General features: G+C 55.7%; 19 protein-coding genes and 1 other RNA gene. 10 read left to right on the top strand and 10 right to left on the bottom strand.

Going from position 1 to position 17819, the window contains the following annotated elements; all coding sequences use genetic code 11:
• The first annotated feature begins 13 nt into the window (after window positions 1-13).
• From eboE to NG653_RS02935, 3 genes are read left to right on the top strand one after another with little or no spacing between them, the layout of a single operon-like run.
• Window positions 14-1210 (top strand): metabolite traffic protein EboE, encoded by a 1197-nt coding sequence (eboE, locus tag NG653_RS02945; protein ID WP_252740176.1) that lies wholly within the window; start codon window positions 14-16, stop codon window positions 1208-1210.
• Entirely contained in the window at window positions 1207-2583 is a 1377-nt protein-coding gene (locus tag NG653_RS02940; RefSeq protein ID WP_252740175.1) for an alkaline phosphatase family protein, read from the top strand. Before eboE ends, NG653_RS02940 begins: the two co-directional genes overlap by 4 nt.
• Window positions 2584-2593: 10 nt before the next feature.
• On the top strand, window positions 2594-2938 hold the full coding sequence (locus tag NG653_RS02935; RefSeq protein ID WP_252740174.1) for a transmembrane 220 family protein: 345 nt from the start codon (window positions 2594-2596) through the stop codon (window positions 2936-2938).
• Window positions 2939-2942: 4 nt separating this feature from the next.
• Here the strand turns inward: NG653_RS02935 and NG653_RS02930 are convergent, their stop codons facing one another.
• Entirely contained in the window at window positions 2943-4679 is a 1737-nt protein-coding gene (locus tag NG653_RS02930) for a DNA polymerase III subunit gamma/tau (protein WP_252740173.1), read from the bottom strand.
• Between the two features lie 118 nt (window positions 4680-4797).
• On the opposite strand from NG653_RS02930, the gene rnpB reads away from it, so the two are divergent.
• Window positions 4798-5111: RNase P RNA component class A (rnpB, locus tag NG653_RS02925), an RNA gene on the top strand.
• On the opposite strand, the gene NG653_RS02920 is transcribed toward rnpB, so the two are convergent.
• The 3 genes from NG653_RS02920 to NG653_RS02910 are packed head-to-tail and all read right to left on the bottom strand — an operon-like array spanning window position 5110 to window position 7110.
• Entirely contained in the window at window positions 5110-5655 is a 546-nt protein-coding gene (locus NG653_RS02920; protein WP_370281064.1) for an RsmD family RNA methyltransferase, read from the bottom strand. The genes rnpB and NG653_RS02920 overlap by 2 nt on opposite strands.
• The gene (locus NG653_RS02915; RefSeq protein WP_252740172.1) at window positions 5652-6482 is read right to left on the bottom strand and encodes a DUF3822 family protein; all 831 of its coding nucleotides are present in this window, start codon (window positions 6480-6482) and stop codon (window positions 5652-5654) included. The genes NG653_RS02920 and NG653_RS02915 overlap by 4 nt, the downstream gene beginning before the upstream one ends.
• Window positions 6460-7110 carry a hypothetical protein gene (locus tag NG653_RS02910; protein ID WP_252740171.1) on the bottom strand — a complete coding sequence of 217 codons (651 nt, stop codon included), beginning with the start codon at window positions 7108-7110 and terminating at the stop codon, window positions 6460-6462. Before NG653_RS02910 ends, NG653_RS02915 begins: the two co-directional genes overlap by 23 nt.
• A 101-nt stretch (window positions 7111-7211) precedes the next feature.
• On the opposite strand from NG653_RS02910, the gene NG653_RS02905 reads away from it, so the two are divergent.
• The 6 genes from NG653_RS02905 (at window position 7212) to NG653_RS02880 (ending at window position 12396) form a co-directional block, all read left to right on the top strand.
• Window positions 7212-8651 carry an ATP-dependent DNA helicase gene (locus tag NG653_RS02905; protein WP_252740170.1) on the top strand — a complete coding sequence of 480 codons (1440 nt, stop codon included), beginning with the start codon at window positions 7212-7214 and terminating at the stop codon, window positions 8649-8651.
• Between the two features lie 26 nt (window positions 8652-8677).
• Window positions 8678-9250 (top strand): DUF4126 domain-containing protein, encoded by a 573-nt coding sequence (locus NG653_RS02900; RefSeq protein WP_252740169.1) that lies wholly within the window; start codon window positions 8678-8680, stop codon window positions 9248-9250.
• Between the two features lie 62 nt (window positions 9251-9312).
• The gene (kdsB, locus tag NG653_RS02895) at window positions 9313-10026 is read left to right on the top strand and encodes a 3-deoxy-manno-octulosonate cytidylyltransferase (RefSeq protein ID WP_252740511.1); all 714 of its coding nucleotides are present in this window, start codon (window positions 9313-9315) and stop codon (window positions 10024-10026) included.
• Entirely contained in the window at window positions 10017-10718 is a 702-nt protein-coding gene (locus NG653_RS02890) for an HAD family hydrolase (protein ID WP_252740168.1), read from the top strand. Before kdsB ends, NG653_RS02890 begins: the two co-directional genes overlap by 10 nt.
• Window positions 10719-10722: 4 nt before the next feature.
• On the top strand, window positions 10723-11844 hold the full coding sequence (locus NG653_RS02885) for an iron-containing alcohol dehydrogenase family protein (protein WP_252740167.1): 1122 nt from the start codon (window positions 10723-10725) through the stop codon (window positions 11842-11844).
• A 12-nt stretch (window positions 11845-11856) separates the two neighbouring features.
• Window positions 11857-12396, top strand: coding sequence for a lysophospholipid acyltransferase family protein (locus NG653_RS02880; RefSeq protein WP_252740166.1), 540 nt, complete (start codon window positions 11857-11859; stop codon window positions 12394-12396).
• A gap of 11 nt (window positions 12397-12407) precedes the next feature.
• Here NG653_RS02880 and NG653_RS02875 read toward each other — a convergent pair whose 3' ends face one another.
• From NG653_RS02875 to NG653_RS02850, 6 genes are all read right to left on the bottom strand, one after another.
• Window positions 12408-13118, bottom strand: coding sequence for a YebC/PmpR family DNA-binding transcriptional regulator (locus NG653_RS02875; protein ID WP_252740165.1), 711 nt, complete (start codon window positions 13116-13118; stop codon window positions 12408-12410).
• Window positions 13119-13199: 81 nt separating this feature from the next.
• The gene (locus NG653_RS02870) at window positions 13200-13490 is read right to left on the bottom strand and encodes a 4a-hydroxytetrahydrobiopterin dehydratase (protein WP_252740164.1); all 291 of its coding nucleotides are present in this window, start codon (window positions 13488-13490) and stop codon (window positions 13200-13202) included.
• A 40-nt stretch (window positions 13491-13530) separates the two neighbouring features.
• Window positions 13531-14358, bottom strand: a complete 828-nt coding sequence (locus NG653_RS02865) for a sugar nucleotide-binding protein (RefSeq protein ID WP_252740163.1) — start codon at window positions 14356-14358, stop codon at window positions 13531-13533.
• Window positions 14359-14381: 23 nt separating this feature from the next.
• The gene (gene gcvT, locus NG653_RS02860) at window positions 14382-15467 is read right to left on the bottom strand and encodes a glycine cleavage system aminomethyltransferase GcvT (RefSeq protein WP_252740162.1); all 1086 of its coding nucleotides are present in this window, start codon (window positions 15465-15467) and stop codon (window positions 14382-14384) included.
• Window positions 15468-15542: 75 nt separating this feature from the next.
• Window positions 15543-16838: a threonine synthase gene (gene thrC, locus NG653_RS02855; RefSeq protein WP_252740510.1), complete on the bottom strand. Its 1296-nt coding sequence runs from the start codon at window positions 16836-16838 to the stop codon at window positions 15543-15545.
• Window position 16839: 1 nt separating this feature from the next.
• Complete coding sequence (locus tag NG653_RS02850) at window positions 16840-17793, bottom strand: homoserine kinase (protein ID WP_252740161.1); 954 nt, start codon at window positions 17791-17793, stop codon at window positions 16840-16842.
• Window positions 17794-17819: the final 26 nt, after the last annotated feature.

Below are 17819 nucleotides of genomic sequence, written 5' to 3'. Positions count from 1 at the left end.
CGGGCCGTTAGCCATGCGATTGAAGGATTTTCACCTTACCTACTGTACCAATATCCACCCCGGAACTACCTGGGAGGACACTTTTGATTCCCTTAAAACCCATTTGCCGGGGATCAGGGAAAAAGTGGCGCCGTCAAAGGTATTTGGGATAGGCCTCCGCCTTTCTAACCTGGCCAGCCTTCAGCTTTCCCGGGGAAATGCCCTTCAGGAGTTTCGGGAGTGGCTCAGGAAAAACGATTTCTATGTCTTTACGATGAACGGTTTTCCCTATGGAGAGTTCCACGGCGCGCCTGTCAAAGAAAAAGTCCATGAACCCGATTGGACGCACCCCGAACGTCTCGCCTATACGCAAAGGCTATTTAACCAGCTGTCCTATTTGCTTCCTGAAGGCCTGGAAGGGGGTGTTTCCACCTCCCCGATAGGGTACAGGCACAGTTACCCCACCCCCGGGCAAAAAGCAGGGGCCCTGGCGAAGGGGGCTTCCCAGATGGCCCGACTGGTGGGGGATTTATACGATAAAGAAAGGGAAAGCGGGGTTTTTCTGCACCTTGACATTGAACCCGAACCGGACGGCTTGCTGGAAAATTCCGGGGAGGTGCTGTCCTTTTACCGGGACTACCTGATTCCCGCAGGGCAGTCGTTCCTGCAGGAGGCCCTGGGGCTGGATGCCCGGGAGGCGGAAGCCGCGGTAAGGAGGCATGTTAACCTGTGTTTTGATATTTGTCATTTTGCCCTGGCTTTTGAATCGCCCCGGGAGGTATTGGAACGGATGAGGCAAAACGGCATCCGGGTTGGCAAGGTACAGGTTAGCGCCGCCCTGCGGGCGGTTGCGGGGGCAGGCGATTTTCAGGAGGTTATCCGGGCCCTTAAACCCTTTGATGAACCCACGTACCTCCATCAGGTTTCCCTGAAAACCGAAGAGGGGTTACGCACCTACAGGGATTTGTCCGATTTCCTGGAGAACCCGGTTCCGTTCTCTGAACTGCGGTCGCATTTTCATGTCCCCATTTTTGTGAACACATACGGGGTGTTGGGCGCAACCCAGGCAGAAATTACGGAGGCCGCGTCCTACTTCAGGGAACATCCTGAATGCGTCCACTTCGAAGTGGAAACCTATACCTGGGAAGTCCTGCCTTCCGGGTTGAAACAGGATTTGGAAAACTCAATTTCGCGGGAACTGCAGTGGTTCCTCAATGAACTGAACCCATGAGGAAAACGGCAGTAATCAATGTTGTAGGGCTTTCGTCCCGCCTGCTTTCCGCGGAAAACACGCCTCAGATCTTTCAGTTTATGGAAAAGGGGGGGAGGGCCCGTATCAGCCCGGTCCTGCCCGCAGTTACCTGTACGGCTCAGGCCACCTACCTTACGGGAACACTGCCCGATCGCCATGGGGTTGTTGGCAATGGATGGTATTTTGACGAGGAATGCGAGGTGAAGTTCTGGAGGCAGTCCAACAACCTCGTTAAGGAGAGGAAAATCTGGGAAGCCCTTCGGGAGGAAAACCCCGGGTTTACCTGCATGAATGCCTTCTGGTGGTATAACATGTATTCTTCCGTGGATTATAGCATTACCCCGCGACCCAACTATCTGGCCGACGGAAGGAAGATCCCCGACATTTATACCTACCCGGCCGAATTGAGGGATTCGCTGCAGGAAAACCTCGGCAGGTTTCCGCTCTTCAATTTCTGGGGCCCCAGGACTTCTATAAAGGCCTCGCAGTGGATTGCCGATGCCGCCATGGAAACCGACCGGCAGTATAACCCCACCCTTTCGCTGATTTACCTTCCCCATCTCGATTACAACCTGCAGCGCTATGGAAACGATTTTCCGGGGATTGGAAAGGACCTTTTGGAGATCGATACTGTGGTGGGAAAGCTAATCGCTTACTACAGCGAACGCCAGGCGAATATTGTGCTGCTGTCGGAATACGGCATCACCAATGTGGAACGCCCGGTCCACCTCAACAGGGTGCTGCGCCACCATGGATACCTGGCGATCAGGGAAGAGCGTGGCCTGGAACTGCTGGATGCCGGGGCGAGCAGGGCCTTTGCGGTGGCCGACCACCAGGTTGCCCATGTATATGTCAACGAACCGGGGGAGCTGGAGAAGGTCAGGGGAATCCTGGAAGCCGTGCCCGGGGTGGAGGAAGTGTTGGATCGCCAGGCGCAGCGCCAACGGGGCCTGGGGCATCCGAGGTCCGGGGATTTTCTGGTTGTGGCTGCTGCCGATTCCTGGTTCACCTATTATTTCTGGGAAGATGACCGAAAAGCCCCGGATTTTGCCCGGATGGTAGACATTCATAAAAAACCCGGGTACGACCCGGTGGAGTTATTCACGGATCCCTCCGACCCCCTGGTCAGCCTCAGGGTCGCCCGAAAACTCCTTGCGAAAAAGTTGGGGTTTCGCACGGTCATGGATATCATCCCCCTAAAGGCAGGGCTCGTCAGGGGATCACACGGGAGGATTCCGGATTCGGAAGAAGATTACCCGGTTTTCATAACCAACCGGGCAGAACTGCTCAGGGGTGGGCAGCTACAGCCCACAGAAGTATATTCGCAACTATGGGATCATGTGGTCTCTTAAACCATAAGTCATGAAAAGCGTATTGAAGTACTTATCATTCCTGTTTTCAGCCCTTTTTCTGTGGGCAGCTTACGTGCAATTGAACGACCCTGATGCCGGGATCTGGATAGGTATCTACCTGGTCGCTGCACTCGGATCCCTGCTTTACGGCCTGAACCGCCTTCCCAAAGCGGTAAGCCTGTTGCTGGCGCTTGCGTTCGGGGGCCTTGCTGTGGCTTTCTGGCCGGATGTGTTTGAAGGCGTCACCATTGGAGGGGGGGATATCGTCAATATCGAAAGAGGTCGCGAATCCCTGGGAATGGCGGTTACAGCCTTGTTTTTCCTCATTTTATGGGTTTTTCCGCAAAAAAAGTAGCCTTCTACAGGTCCAGGTCAAAGGTTTTGCGAAGCAGGTCCAGGGCCGGGTTTTTTTCCCTCAACTTCTGGTATTTTTCCTCCGGGGTAAAGGCGAACTGCCGGGCGGTTTCTTCATTTACGGTAATCCTGAGCTGCAGGCTGTAATTGTTCAGGGTTTTTTTCAGATACCCCATCAATTCCTGCTGCTCGCGCTCCACCTCCTTTTTCATGGTGAGGTTGGGCAGTTCAATCCAAATTACGCAGTCCTCCTTTAGTTTAGGACGGTCCATGGCCAGGCTTGAAGCCAGGATTTTCCTGCCATTTTCCTCCATTCTGTGCGTGAATGTCTCCCAGTGTCGGACGAGGTCTTCTTCCGGAACTGCATCTTCCGGAAGGGCTTCTTCCGCCGGTAAGTGGGCTTTCTTTTGGGCTTCATGGAGTTTTTTGGCCCTGATGGAAGAGAGCGACAGGGCCGAGACTTTTTCCGCCCGAAGGTGGTCCACGGCTATTGCCGGTTTCTTGGGCCTTTTTTCAGGCTCTGCAGGGGTGTCGGGGGCGGCTTCCGCTGCGGGGGCATCCTCCTTTAAGCTCGGTTCGGGGCGGGTGGGAGCTTCATTCGACGGAGATGCAGGGGTTTGTCTTTCCTGCCCGCGGAACTGGCTCGCCGGGATCAGTGGGACGGCCTTAGTGCCCTTTTTTTTTTCATGGACCCCCAGGGAGGCCAGTTGCATCAGGCAGAGTTCCACCAGCAGCCTGTGGTTGCTGCTGGCTTTGTAGTTTAGCTCGCACTGGGTGGTGAGTTCAAGGGCCTGCAGCAGGAAGTCTGAATCGGTCAGGCGGGACTGGTCCAGGTATTGCTTTTTGATATTGTCGCTGGTTTCCAGCAGCGAAACCGTCTGGGGATCGCGACAAACCATCAGGTCACGGAAATGGGAGCCCAGGCCACTGATAAAATGGTGGCCCTCAAACCCTGAACTAAGGACCTGGTTAAAGTATAACAGGAGGCCGGGGATGTCCTGGCCCAGGATCAGGTCGGTAACGCGGAAATACACCTCCACGTCCAGCACATTGAGGTTTTCGGCCACTGCTTTCCGGGTGAGGGTAGTTCCCGCAAAACTGACGACCCTGTCAAAGATGGAAAGGGCGTCCCTCATGGCCCCATCGGCTTTCTGGGCAATGATGTGCAGCGCATCTTCCTCTGCGGTTATCCCCTGTTCCTGCGCAATGTACTGCAGGTATTTCACCGCATCCCCAACGGTGATGCGCCGGAAATCGAAGATTTGGCACCGCGAAAGGATGGTGGGGATGATTTTGTGCTTTTCCGTGGTGGCCAGGATGAAGATCGCATGCCTGGGGGGTTCTTCCAGGGTTTTCAGGAAGGCGTTGAAAGCCGCCTGGGAAAGCATATGCACCTCGTCGATGATATATACTTTGTACTTGCCAACCTGGGGCGGGATACGAACCTGGTCGATCAGGTTCCGGATGTCATCCACCGAATTGTTGGAGGCCGCATCCAGCTCAAAAATATTGAAGGCAAAATCTTCCCCTTCCTTCTGGCTGCCGTCTTCGTTGATTTTTTTGGCCAGGATGCGGGCGCAGGTGGTTTTCCCCACCCCCCTTGGGCCACAGAACAACAGGGCCTGTGCCAGGTGGTTGTTTTCAATCGCGCTGGTCAGGGTTCGGGTAATGGCCTCCTGCCCGACCACGTCTTCGAAGTGCTGGGGCCTGTATTTTCTTGCGGATACTATAAACGGTTCCATGCTCTTGATGCTCTGTCAGGGAGTGCCTTCTTACAAATATACAGATACAGCTCCGTTCCTGCCCCCTGTTTGGCACAGCTATTGCTTATTTTATCAACAATTGGAGTACCTTTGCAACAGAGCAGGCCAGCCTGTCGCCCTGACTCGAAAAGTCAGGGAGGAAAGTCCGGACACCATAGTGCGGCATAGCGGGTAACGCCCGCCCTCCGCCCCCGGCGGAGAGGACCAGTGCAACAGAAAGTATGTACAGTTCGGCTGTAGTGAAATCGGCAAACTCTATGCGGTGAAACGCCATGTAGGTCAGCGCCCGAAGGTGGCACGCCTGAGCTGACGGGTAGGCGGATAGAACCCCGGGGCAACCCTGGGTCCAGATAGATGACAGGTACCCGGTTTACCGGGGATACAGAATCCGGCTTACGGCCTGCTTTTTTTATTTATCCTGGGTAAAGAAACTGAAATGTGTCCTGCCGTACCTACGCACCTCCTGAAAGCCCATAAGGTTTCCCAGATCGCGTGAGGAGGCATGCTCAAGGACCAGAACCCCTCCCGGCTTAAGGAGGCCCCTTTCCAGGCAGGTCGACACCAGTTTCCCGAGTTCCTCCGGGGTAATCTCATAAGGAGGATCTGCAAAGATCAGGTCAAAGGATTGCCCGCACTGTTCGAGGAATTTCATCACATCCCTGCGAACCACAGAAATCTGCATGCCCAACTGGGATGCGGTTTTTTCAATGAATTTCACACAGCCCGGGTGTGCATCCACGGCAGTCACCGATGTGCATCCCCTGGATGCACATTCATAACTGATGTTTCCCGTGCCGGCATACAGATCGAGTACCGAAGCTTCCGTCCAATGCAATCCGCCGCCAAGGATGTTGAAAAGGGCTTCCTTGGCCCGATCGGTAGTGGGGCGAACCGGCAGGTTTTTAGGCGCCTGGAGCCGCCGGCTTTTGTGGGTGCCAGAGATGATGCGTATCACAGGGCGTTGATCAGGGTGAAGTCGATGCCAGGCGGAGGGGATGCCGGTAAAAGTGCCGTATCCGAAGGAAGCAGCAGGGATACCTGTTCAAAGAATTCAGCGCATTGCTCGTAAACCGGGTCCCCTTCCCCGACCTCCCCGAAGAGCCTTACCCTGGTAACCGCGGGATCCAATCCCAGTTGTTCCAGGGAAAACAAAAGGTAATAAATCACTTCCGGGGGCCCGGAGAAGGGAAAGGAGTTGTAGAATAATAATTTTCGGTTCGCAAAAATTGCGAGGTCCATCTGCGTCCCGGACAGGTGCAGAAAGCAGAGGGTCCCCTGCCTGCTGCTCGGGAGTTTAAGGAGGCTTTCCAGCAAAACGGTACCACTATGCCTGAATTCGAACTCCCCGAACAGGTCGTAGATATAATTGTTCACATTGGCAAAAGGGACGTACACATTCACCATATCCAGTCCTTCCAGGCGATCATAATCGAGGTGGTCAGAGGCCTGGATCCGGGCATTGAACTTTAAATAATTGGCCAGGTGATCCGGGTCGAAAAGGGGTTGGGGCACAAGGGTAAATAGGGCGTTGCGGTGGATGGCAATCACTTCGGAAAAAAAGTATTCAAGCACCCCCTTCTCAGCGAAGCTTTCCCTGAGTTCCCGGTGGAGGTCAAAAGGGCTTACGTCTTGTTTGAAGTGCACCGAATGACTCAGGGCCAGGGAGTTTGACAGGGTATCCAGCACGCAAAAAGAAAGTCCATCCAGGCTTACCTGGATGGACAGTTTGTGAAAGGCGTTTTCCGTAGTCTCCTCCGGGTTATTGGTCTCCTTTTTTGTCATAGATCGGGGGCCAGTTTCCGCTGGTGCTCACTTCGGTAAGCGAGCCTACTTTTATTTCCGTACCATTTACTTCCTCCACGCTAACCTGTACGTTTTCGCGGGCCAGGAGGTCCTTGGGCTGATCGTAAAGCACCACGGACTTGGCTACCTTGGCTTCAAAAACCGGAGCCTTGTATCCACTTTTTTCAATTATTTCGGCCTTCATCGTGAACTGTTCGTTGTTTTGTCCGTAGGGCACATACATCATTTGCTTGTAGCGTTCGCTATTGCGGAAGATGGAGTCCTTAACCGGCACAAAGCCCAGGGTGTCGATAATGGTAATTTCCTTGAGCATATCGATTTGGTACACCTTATCGAATTCCATGTAGGAAGAGTCGCGCTGCTGGGTAATGGTATATTTTGCGGTATCCACAAAAGCCACCAGGCTATTGAAATCATTGGCGTAGCGCCCGTTCACCGTTTTATAGGCTTCCTGGGCGTTGCGGATATCCTTGAGCTTTTGAATCACTTCTGCAAATCGTTCTTTCTTGACTTTATCGAATTCGATGGGCCCGGTCACGGATTTGTAGATCATATACCCGAGGAAAATACATACGATCCAAAGAACAATCTGAAGTATGGTTTTCATTTTAGAGAATGTTAATTTGATTTAGTGGTAAACACAAAACTACACTTTTTTTTTAATCGCGAAAGGCTTTCCCTTAAAATCCTCCCTATCTTTGAGGGCCTATGAAACCCCTTACCGAGGCCTCTTTTTACGCGCTTCTGAGCGAAAAATTCCCCCACGTCCCCACCGCCAAACAGGATTTAGCCCTCCGGGCCCTTTCCGGGTTCCTGATCAGGGGGAACCCGGGAGAACTTTTCCTCCTGAAAGGGTATGCGGGCACAGGTAAGACCACTTTGCTGGGCACCCTGATCGCCAACCTCTGGCACCTGCGCAAAAAAGCGGTACTGATGGCGCCTACTGGGAGGGCTGCCAAGGTCATGGCCTCCTACACCGGCACCGCAGCCCACACCATCCACCGGCAGATTTACTTTCCAAAAAAAGAACGGGGTGGGGGAGTGCGGTTTACCCTTGCCCCCAACCGCCACCGCGACACCATTTTCATCGTCGATGAGGCCTCTATGATCCCCGACAACCCTACCGATACCGGGCCTGGTAACGCCGGCTCCCTGCTGGACGACCTGATCACCTTTGTCTATTCGGGACACAAATGCATGCTGGTCCTAATTGGCGACACGGCCCAGCTCCCACCGGTCAGGTTGTCGCTCAGTCCAGCCCTGGATGCTCAGCGGCTTGAATTGCAATATGGAAAAACAGTGGTGGAACTCGAACTCGATGAGGTGATGCGGCAGGCTGAGGGCTCGGGGATCCTGATGAATGCCACCCGCCTTCGGGAGGGCATTGCCTCGGAGCCCCTTCCGGAATTCCGTTTTGCCCTTTCGGGGTTCAGCGATGTGGTGCGGCTTGTGGACGGTTACGAAATACAGGATGCCATCAACGAGTCTTTCGACACGTACGGGAAGGAAGAAACCGCCCTCATCGTGCGGTCGAACAAAAGGGCCAACCTGTACAACCAGAATATCCGGAGCCGGTTGCTTTTTCTGGAAAATGAGCTGGCTGCGGGCGATTTCCTCATGGTGGTCAAAAACAATTACTTTTGGTTGAAAAGCTCCTCTGAAGCCGGTTTCATCGCCAACGGCGATATCCTGGAAGTCCTGGAGATCTTTGCCTTTAAAAACCTTTACGGTTTTCACTTTGCAGAGGTAAGGGTCCGGATGGTAGACTACCCCGGCCAACCCGCCTTTGAAACGGTGTTGTTGCTGGATACGCTTCAGGCAGAAAGCCCGGCCCTGACCTACGAAGACAATAACCGCCTCTACCAGGAGGTGATGAAGGATTATGAAGGGGAACGGTCGGGCTACAAGAAATTCCTCAGTGTCAAAAACAACCCGTATTTCAATGCCCTGCAGGTAAAGTTTTCCTATGCCATTACCTGCCACAAGGCCCAGGGCGGGCAATGGGAGCAGGTTTTCATAGAACAGCCCTACCTGGAAGGGAGCCCCGACAGGGACTACCAGCGCTGGCTGTATACGGCAGTTACCCGGGCGAGGACCCGCCTGTTCCTGATCGGGTTCCAGTCCGATTTTTTTCTCAACGGCGAATAACTTACTTTTAAAGGAAAACCTGTTTTATGACCGCAGAGACGATAATGAGCGTCTTCCTGGGGATCGGGCTGGCGGCATCTGCCGGATTTCGGGTATTCCTTCCCCTGTTTGCCCTTTCCCTGGCATCCTACGCCGGGTTGTGGGAACTCAACCCGGAATGGGCCTGGATGGGGAGCCTGCCCGCCCTGATTACCCTGGGAGTGGCGACAGTAGCCGAACTTTTCGCCTATTTTATACCCCTGGTGGACAACCTCCTCGATGCGCTGGCCCTTCCCCTGGCCGCCCTGGCGGGGACCGCGGTGGTGGTATCCACCCTCGCCGGGATGGATCCGGTGGTTACCTGGAGCCTGGCGATCATCGCCGGGGGCGGCACGGCAACGGCTATCAAAGGGGCCGCTACAGGGGGCAGGCTGGTATCTTCGGCGGGGACCGGGGGGCTTGCCAACCCGGCTATAGCCGCCGTGGAGACCGCCACGGCAACGACCCTGAGCCTGGCCGCCGTGCTGGCCCCTGTACTGGCGGCCTTGCTGGTGATCGTGGTACTGGTATTTGTGTTCCGGATCTACCGGAAACTAAGGCCGCATCGCCGGGGAGATTGACCGGGGAATTAATGTATTTTTGCGAAACGAACCACAAGCCGATGCGTTTGAAAACCATAGCCATGATCCCGGCGCGCTACGCCGCCTCCCGGTTTCCGGGAAAACTGATGCAAGACCTGGGGGGGAAACCCGTCATCGTACGGACTTACGAGGCCGCCCTGGGCACCGGGCTTTTCGATGAGGTGTTGGTGGTTACCGACAGCGAAGAAATTGCCGGGGCTATCAGGAAGGAAGGTGGAAAGGTGATGATGAGCCGGGAGGCCCATGAAACGGGAAGTGACCGGATAGCCGAAGCCGTGGAGGGCCTCGAGGTGGACCTTGTAGTCAACGTGCAGGGCGATGAACCCTTTACGGAACGGGAAAGTCTGGAGAAGCTCCTCCAGGTGTTCAGGGAAGACCCGAAAGAGGAGGTTGACCTGGCTTCCCTGATGACCGAAATCTCTGATGCCGATGAAATCCGCGACCCGAATACCGTCAAGGTCATTACGGACCGGTTGGGTTTTGCCATGTATTTTTCAAGGGCCCCCATCCCGTACCAGCGGGCGGAGCAGCCAAAAGCACGGTATTTCAAGCATAAGGGGGTATACGCTTTCCGAAAACGGGCCCTGCTCGATTTCAGGAACCTGCCGATGCAACCCCTGGAAACTGTGGAAAAAATTGAAGCCATCCGGTACCTTGAGTACGGGAAAAAGATCAAAATGGTGGAAACAAGGGTTACGGGCATCGAGATCGATACCCCGGAGGACCTGGAACGGGCCAAGGCAGCATGGACATGAAATTCGAAAACATAACCACAATTGGTTTTGATGCCGATGATACCCTGTGGGTAAATGAGACCTACTTCCGGGAGGCGGAGGAGGAATTTGCCGCCCTGCTCGAACCCTATGAAACCAAGAACACCATTGACCAGGAACTTTTCAGGAAGGAAATGCAAAACCTGGACCTGTACGGATATGGCATCAAAGGGTTTATGCTTTCCATGATTGAATCGGCCCTGGAACTTTCCAACCAGCAGGTCTCCCAGAGTACCCTGGCCCACATCCTGCAGATCGGGAAGAACATGATTGCCCACCCGTTGGAACTGCTCGACGGGGTTGCAGAGGTCCTGGAGGCCCTCCACCACAAATACCGCCTGCTGGTGCTCACCAAGGGGGATCTCCTGGACCAGGAGCGCAAACTTGAAAAATCGGGGCTGATACAATACTTCCACCATGTGGAAGTGCTCAGCGATAAGAAGGAGGACAACTACCGCCGATTGCTGGACCACCTTGAAATCGGGGTGGATGAATTCCTAATGGTGGGGAACTCCCTGAAATCAGATGTCCTCCCTATCCTGAACATCGGGGCCCGGGCCATCCATGTCCCCTTTCACACGACCTGGGCTCACGAAGAGGTGGAACCGCACCTGCACAACAATGAGCACCTTACCCTTCCCAGCCTCAGGGAACTGCTAAGGTATTTAATCTGATGCTATGAAATTGAAGGATCAAACGAATGTCAGCGCCGCCCTGAAGGGTACCAAATACCGGAATTTCCCCATGGTCCCCAGGGTAATATTCGGGTCGGGCTGCTTCGACCAGTTGGGGGAAATCCTGCTGCCAGCCCGCAAGCATGCCCAGGCCCCCATGATTTTCCTGGTCGATGATGTCTTCGAGGGAAAAACCCTGATGGGTCGCATCCCTGCCATAATGGAAGACCGTATCATCCTGATTTCCGCCAGGGAGGAACCCCGGACCGGACAGGTGGATGCCCTGGTGCGAAGGATTCGTTCTGAAAGCCCTTATCCGCCTTCAGGGATTGTGGGCATAGGGGGGGGGACCCTGCTCGACCTGGCCAAGGCTGTCGCCATTATGATCAACAATGAAGGCCCCACCGAGGCCTATCAGGGCTGGGACCTGGTCCGCCACCCCGCAGTATACCATGTCGGGGTGCCTACCCTGAGTGGGACCGGGGCTGAAGTTTCCCGTACCACCGTATTGCTTGGCCCCGACCGGAAGCTGGGCATCAATTCGGACCATACCCCTTTCGACCAGGTGGTCCTCGACCCGGACCTTACCCTGGGGGTCCCCAGGGAACAATGGTTCTACACCGGGATGGACTGCTTTATCCACTGCGTCGAATCGCTGAATGGAGGCTATATCAATGCGTTTAGCCGGAGTTACGGGGAAAAGGCCATGGAGTTATGCCAGGAGGTATTCCTTGGCGACCTTTCCCCGGAGGAAAGCCGCGAAAACCTGATGATGGCCTCCTGGCACGGGGGCATGAGCATCGCCTACAGCCAGGTGGGGGTTGCCCATGCCCTGAGTTACGGCCTGTCCTATGTGTTGCATATTCCCCATGGCCTGGGGAATTGCCTGGTGTTTCAGCATTTGTCTGAATTCTACCCCGAAGGGGTACGGCTTTTCGAAAGGATGATGAAAAAACAGGGGATTGTTTTGCCGGAGGGCTTTTGCTCCGGGTTGCCCGAGGAAGAACTCGACCTTATGGCACAGGTGGCCCTTGAGATGGAGCCCCTTTGGGAAAACGCCCTGGGCGAAGGATGGAGGGAGCAGGTAGGGCCCGAACGCATCAAGGATATTTATCGAAAAATCTAAGCCCCAAAGGGTATGAAGGCCATCGCCTCTTTTATCTACTATCGCCTTCTGGGGTGGACCCTGGAGGGAAGTTTCCCGAACGTCGACAAGTGCGTGGTCATTGTTGTCCCCCACACCCACTGGGTAGATTTCTTACTCGGCCTCCTGATCCGCAGGGTGGTGGGTACCGACATCCATTACATTGGTAAGAAAAGCCTTTTCGAAGGGCCCTTTGGCTGGTTTTTCCGGTGGATGGGGGGGACCCCGGTAGAACGTACCAAAAGCAGCGACACCGTACAGGCCATTGCCGATATTTTCAGGGAGCGCGAAGAATTCCGCCTGGCCCTTTCCCCTGAAGGGACCCGTAAAAAAGTCGAGCGCTGGCGCACGGGATACTATTACATCGCCCAGGCTGCGCAGGTTCCCATCGTCCTGGTAGCTTTTGACTATGGCAGCCGGACCATACGCATTTCAGAACCCCAAACCCCCACGGGCGATTATGAGAAAGACTATGCGGGGTATCGGGAGTTTTTTAAAGGCGTGGTAGGCCGGGTTCCCGAGTATTCTTTCTGAATCATCAAAGGTTATTCCTGCATATTGTGGAAGACGTTCTGCACGTCGTCGTCTTCCTCGATTTTTTCAAGGAGTTTTTCCACGTCCCCGGCCTGCTCAGGGGAGAGTTCCTTGGTGACCTGGGGGATACGGTCGAAGCCGGAGGAGAGGATTTCGATGCCGCGGGCTTCGAGTTCCCTCTGGATGGCCCCGAAGGCCTCAAAGGGGCCATAAATGTGGATGCCGTCCTCATCGAGGAAAACCTCTTCGGCCCCGAAATCGATCAGGTCCAGCTCTAGTTCTTCCGGGTCGAGGCCTGCGGGTTTGATCGTAAAATTACAGGTGTGGTCGAACAGGAACTCCACCGAGCCGGAGGTGCCCAGGTTGCCGTTGCACTTGTTGAAATAGCTGCGGATGTTGGCTACGGTGCGCGTGTGGTTATCGGTGGCCGTTTCGATCAAAATGGCAATGCCGTGGGGGGCATAGCCCTCGTAGAGGAGTTCCTTGAAGTCGCCCTGCGATTTGTCGGAGGCACGTTTGATGGCCCGCTCGACGTTCTCCTTGGGCATGTTCACCGCCTTGGCGTTCTGGATCACAGCCCGCAGGCGCGAGTTGTTTTCCGGCTCGGGCCCACCCTCCCTGACCGCGATCACAATATCTTTCCCGATCCGCGTGAAGGCCTTGGACATGGCGGCCCAGCGCTTGAATTTTCGGGCTTTGCGAAACTCAAATGCTCTTCCCATAAACAGCTGCTAAATTTGAGGAACAAAAATAGGAATTCCCCCGTCCCGGTCAAACTGGAAACGACAATCCCCAGCCCCCCCTTACTCGTCTGTGCCCACCAGGGCTTCAATCGTTTTGGCCAGTCGGAAATCCTTCGCCGTTACGCCCCCGGCATCGTGGGTGCTCAGGCGGATATGGAGCCGGTTGTACACATTGGTCCAGTCGGGGTGGTGTCCCTGCGCTTCACACTCAAAGGCAATGCGGGTCATCAGGGTAAAGGCTTCCCGGAAATTCTGGAATTCAAAGGTGGTTTCCAGGGCGTTCTCGTCGTATTCCCACCCTTCGAGTTCCGCGAGGCGGTCTTCAATTTCCTTTTCAGATAATGGGTCCATGGATTTCTGGTTTTAGCGTTTCCCTGTAAAGCTACGAAGCTTATTGCTTAATCAGGTCATCGATAACCTCCTGATAGCTCAATTGGAGGTTTTTGGGCAAAAGGTTGTCTTTTGGGAGTACCGCCAGGTAGCGTTCTTCATTGGTGGTATAGACCCTTTTGAACACGGGGGTACCCTGGTCAAGGTGCGCAGCCATCTCCCGGATGAGGTCGTCGTGATGCACCAGGTCGCGGGAGCCCAGGTGGTAAATCCCGTACTTATCGCGGTTGATGAGGTAATGCACCTGCTGGCAAAGCCGGTCGTGGGAGGTCACGTTGATCACGAGGTTGGGAAATACCTCAATAGGGGCCCCCAGGTCGAGGGCATCGCGGATTTCCCGCACCCTTGGGGAGGCATTGCCAAAAACCATGGGCAATCGGAGGATCCCCATTTTCCTGGCCGGCAGGCGCAGCAGCATATTTTCGATGCGGATTTTGAGCCGGCCGTAGACACTCTCCGACAGGGTCTTGTCGTATTCGTAGGAAGGGAATTTACTGTAGGCGTCAAAAACGTTGGCAGAGGAAAGGAAGAGCATGCGCACCGGGTTTTTGGCGATGTATTCCGCCAGATGTGCATGGGCCTGTATTTGCGCCCCGAAATCCCCGCGCAGGGCGGAAATCACCAGGTCGGGCTTCACTTCCTCCAGCAGGCGGTATATGTCATCCTCCAGCAGGTCATAGTGAAAAAATTTCCGGTTTCCCTCAAAACTCCGGCGCGCGGAGCAATAGGTCGCATAGGTGTCAAAGTAATTGCACAACTCCCTGTAGATGGCGTTCCCCAGAAACCCGCTTCCCCCTAAGATCAAAATTTTCTTTCCTGCTTCCCGCACCCTTCTGTTCTGGTTTTTCCTTCCTATCCCTTATAAAACGGGAGTTTGACCACGGTGGCCGGCAAAAGGTTCCTGCGGATCTGAATATGGATTTCCGTTCCGGGCGCCGAAAGCGCAATCGGTACATACCCCATGCCGATCCCCATGCCAAGGGAGGGCGACATGGTCCCGGAGGTTACCTTTCCAACGGGGTTGCCCTGGGCGTCGGTTATTGGGTAGTCGTGCCTGGGAATTCCCCGCTCTTCCAGCTGAAAGCCGACCAGTTTGCGCTCCACCCCCGCTTCTTTCTGACGGGCAAGGCCCTCGCTGTTGACGAAGTCCTTGGTGAATTTCGTGATCCATCCCAGGCCTGCTTCCAGGGGGGAGGTGGTGTCATCGATATCATTGCCGTACAGGCAGTAACCCATTTCCAGGCGCAGGGTATCGCGAGCCGCCAGGCCGATCGGTTTGATCCCGAAAGGCGCACCGGCCTCCATGACCCGGTCCCAGACCTGCTGTACTTCACTATTGCGGCAATACACCTCAAAGCCCCCGGAGCCGGTGTATCCGGTGGCCGAAAGGATCACGTGGGGCACCCCTGCGAAATCCCCCACCTCGAAGTGGTAGAAAGGGATGGCCCCCAGGTCTGCGGAGGTCAGCGATTGCATGGCATCCGCCGCTTTGGGCCCCTGAATGGCCAGCAGGGAGTACTCGTCCGAAAGGTCCCTCATGTCAGCCCCCACGGCTTTGTTGTATTTGGCAATATGCGCCCAGTCCTTGGCGATATTCGAGGCATTCACCACCAGCAGGTACGTCTCCGGCTTGACCCTGTAGACGATCAGGTCGTCCACTATGCCGCCGGTTTCATTGGGCATGCAACTATACTGTGCCCGACCCACCTCCAGCCTGGAGGCGTCATTGGAGGTCACCTTCTGGATGAGCTCGAGCGCTTTTGGCCCCTCGATAAGGAACTCTCCCATATGGGACACATCGAAAACCCCAACGGCCTCCCGCACGGTTTGGTGCTCAGCGTTGACCCCCTCGTACGAAACGGGCATGTTATAGCCCGCAAAAGGGACCATTTTGGCCCCGAGGGCCTTATGTGTGGCGGATAATGCAGTTTCTTTCATCAGGATGGTTTGCTACCCCGCAAAAGTATTGAAAATAGTTGACAGGGGGCAAAAAGCATTTCCCTTCGTTTGGGTTCACTTTGCGAGAAGGGCCTCCTTGAGCTGGGCATAGCCGGCTATGGAGGTAAACACTTTTTTTCGGGGCATCAATTCCCGTAACCCCGGGGGGAGCTCGAGTTCGAGATGCAGGCATGCTTCCACCGTTTCCCGGAATTTAATGGCGTGGGCCGTTTCCAGAAAGACACCCCGCCCCCCCCCTGAGGCTTCCAGGTAGCGTTTCAGGCCCAGGTACCCCACAGCCCCATGTGGGTCTGCCACATAGCCGAAGCGCTCATGGAGTTCCCTGATCCCCTCCAGGGTCTGGTCATCGGAGAAGGCGTAGGCGCTCAGGTACCGGGCCAGAACTTCGGAACGGTTTTGAAACAGCTGCAGGACCCTGCTGAAATTGCTCGGGTCGGCCACATCCATGGCATTGGACAAAGTAGCCACAGCGGGGTTCGGGGCATACGTGCGGGAAGCCATGTACCGGGGTACGGTATCGTTCTGGTTGGTGCAGGCCACAAAGTGCGCGGCGGGCATCCCCATTTTACAGGCCAGCATGCCCGCACAAAGGTTCCCGAAGTTGCCGCTGGGCACTGCAAAAACCAGTTCCGGGGTTCCAGGCCCGGCCTGTTGGAAAGCCCGAACGTAATAAAGCATTTGGGGCAGCCACCGGGCCACGTTGATGCTGTTGGCAGAGGTCAGGGTCAGGGATTCGTTCATTTCAGGGTCCAGGAAGGCTTTCTTAACCATCGCCTGGCAATCGTCAAAAGTGCCTTCCACCCGGAAAGCCCTGATGTTTTCACCCAGGGTGGTCAGCTGCCGTTCCTGGATGTCGCTGACCATGCCTTTTGGGTATAGGATAACCACGTCTACCCCCGGAACCCCCAGGAACCCCCTGGCCACGGCACCCCCGGTGTCGCCGCTGGTGGCTACCAGCACTGTGGTGCGGGTATTGGCGGCCTGGGAAAAATAGCCCAGGCACCCTGCCATGAACGTGGCGCCGACATCTTTAAACGCCAGGGTGGGGCCGTGGAACAATTCAAGTACCCCGACCTTATCCCCGAGCCAAACCAGGGGGGTGTCAAAGGCAAGGGTTTTCTCGAGGATGGTCCTGAGCTGGGGTCCCGGAAGGGAATCCCCCGTAAAGGGGAGCATCAGTTCCAGGGCAATTTCCAAAAATGGGCGGTGGTGCATTTCCGACCAGAAGCGTTTCGGGAAGGCAGGGATCCGCTCAGGGAAATAGAGGCCCCGGTCTGGGGCGATCCCGCGCAGGGCCGCTTCCCGGAAACCGACCTTTGGTGCTTTACCCTCCAGGCTGTAGTACTCCATGTCAGGCAATTTGGTCGTTTTGTCCAGTTTCCGCCGGGCGTACCCCCTGTGGGCTTACTGCTGATACGTAGAGGTTAAAAGGGATCCCGAGGGGCCCATAGGCCTCCTTCAGGGCTTCGCCGACCTGGCGGGCGGGTTGCGCACCCCGGGTGAGGGCAAAGACCGAGGGGCCCGAACCGGAAATCCCGAAGCCCAGGGCTCCCGCCTGCAGGGCTGCTTCTTTGAGTTTCCCAAACCCGGGGATGAGGAGGGAGCGCACAGGCTCCACAATGCCATCTTCCAGGGACCGGCTGATCAGGTCGTAGTCTTCCGTAAAAAGCCCGGTGATAAGTCCCCCGACATTGCCCCACTGCCGGATTCCCTGCTGCAGGGTAATCGTTTTTTTAAGGAGGCTGCGGGAATCGGATGTTTTAAGCTCAATCTGGGGGTGCAGTACCACGGCGTGGAGCAGGGGGGGGCAATGCACCCGGGCGATATCCAGGGGTGTGTAGCTTCGGATCAGGGTGATACCCCCGAAGAGGGCCGGCGCTACATTATCGGCATGCGGGGCCCCGCTGGCCAGGGCTTCCCCCGAAGCCGCAAACCCGGTCAGTTCCGTCAGGGTAAAGGGGTTTCCCAGCAGGGTATTCAGCCCCCAAACCGCACCGGCCGCACTGGCTGCGCTGCTACCGATCCCACTCCCCGGAAGGATGTGCTTCTCGATTTCCATTTCCACGCCCCCGCCATAGCCGGAAACCCTGAGCAGGGCCTGGGCAGCCACCCCGGCCACGTTCCTTTCGGCCTCCAGGGGGAGGGACCCCCCGCTGATCCGGGTAATCCGGACCCCGGGCTGTTCGGAGAGCCTGAGGGTCATGTAGTCTCCAACCCCTTCCAGGGCGAGTCCCAGGACGTCAAATCCACAGGAAAGGTTGGCGATGGTCGCCGGGCAAAATACGCGCAATTCAGTTGGGTTCATTTTGTGGCTCTAATGGTTCTGTCCTG

The sequence above is a fragment of the Robiginitalea marina genome, from assembly GCF_024006985.1.
Lineage (GTDB): Bacteria > Bacteroidota > Bacteroidia > Flavobacteriales > Flavobacteriaceae > Robiginitalea > Robiginitalea marina.
Note: the sequence above shows the minus strand (reverse complement) of the source record. Positions and strands in the feature narration are given on the sequence as shown.

Excerpts from the sequence above, each read along its gene's own strand:
- eboE (WP_252740176.1), top strand. The coding sequence starts at position 14 with ATGCGATTGAAGGATTTTCACCTTACCTACTGTACCAATATCCACCCC.
- NG653_RS02940 (WP_252740175.1), top strand. The coding sequence starts at position 1,207 with ATGAGGAAAACGGCAGTAATCAATGTTGTAGGGCTTTCGTCCCGCCTG.
- NG653_RS02935 (WP_252740174.1), top strand. The coding sequence starts at position 2,594 with ATGAAAAGCGTATTGAAGTACTTATCATTCCTGTTTTCAGCCCTTTTT.
- NG653_RS02930 (WP_252740173.1), bottom strand. The coding sequence starts at position 4,679 with ATGGAACCGTTTATAGTATCCGCAAGAAAATACAGGCCCCAGCACTTC.
- NG653_RS02915 (WP_252740172.1), bottom strand. The coding sequence starts at position 6,482 with ATGACAAAAAAGGAGACCAATAACCCGGAGGAGACTACGGAAAACGCC.
- NG653_RS02910 (WP_252740171.1), bottom strand. The coding sequence starts at position 7,110 with ATGAAAACCATACTTCAGATTGTTCTTTGGATCGTATGTATTTTCCTC.
- NG653_RS02905 (WP_252740170.1), top strand. The coding sequence starts at position 7,212 with ATGAAACCCCTTACCGAGGCCTCTTTTTACGCGCTTCTGAGCGAAAAA.
- NG653_RS02900 (WP_252740169.1), top strand. The coding sequence starts at position 8,678 with ATGACCGCAGAGACGATAATGAGCGTCTTCCTGGGGATCGGGCTGGCG.
- kdsB (WP_252740511.1), top strand. The coding sequence starts at position 9,313 with ATGATCCCGGCGCGCTACGCCGCCTCCCGGTTTCCGGGAAAACTGATG.
- NG653_RS02890 (WP_252740168.1), top strand. The coding sequence starts at position 10,017 with ATGGACATGAAATTCGAAAACATAACCACAATTGGTTTTGATGCCGAT.
- NG653_RS02885 (WP_252740167.1), top strand. The coding sequence starts at position 10,723 with ATGAAATTGAAGGATCAAACGAATGTCAGCGCCGCCCTGAAGGGTACC.
- NG653_RS02880 (WP_252740166.1), top strand. The coding sequence starts at position 11,857 with ATGAAGGCCATCGCCTCTTTTATCTACTATCGCCTTCTGGGGTGGACC.
- NG653_RS02875 (WP_252740165.1), bottom strand. The coding sequence starts at position 13,118 with ATGGGAAGAGCATTTGAGTTTCGCAAAGCCCGAAAATTCAAGCGCTGG.
- NG653_RS02870 (WP_252740164.1), bottom strand. The coding sequence starts at position 13,490 with ATGGACCCATTATCTGAAAAGGAAATTGAAGACCGCCTCGCGGAACTC.
- gcvT (WP_252740162.1), bottom strand. The coding sequence starts at position 15,467 with ATGAAAGAAACTGCATTATCCGCCACACATAAGGCCCTCGGGGCCAAA.
- thrC (WP_252740510.1), bottom strand. The coding sequence starts at position 16,838 with ATGGAGTACTACAGCCTGGAGGGTAAAGCACCAAAGGTCGGTTTCCGG.
- NG653_RS02850 (WP_252740161.1), bottom strand. The coding sequence starts at position 17,793 with ATGAACCCAACTGAATTGCGCGTATTTTGCCCGGCGACCATCGCCAAC.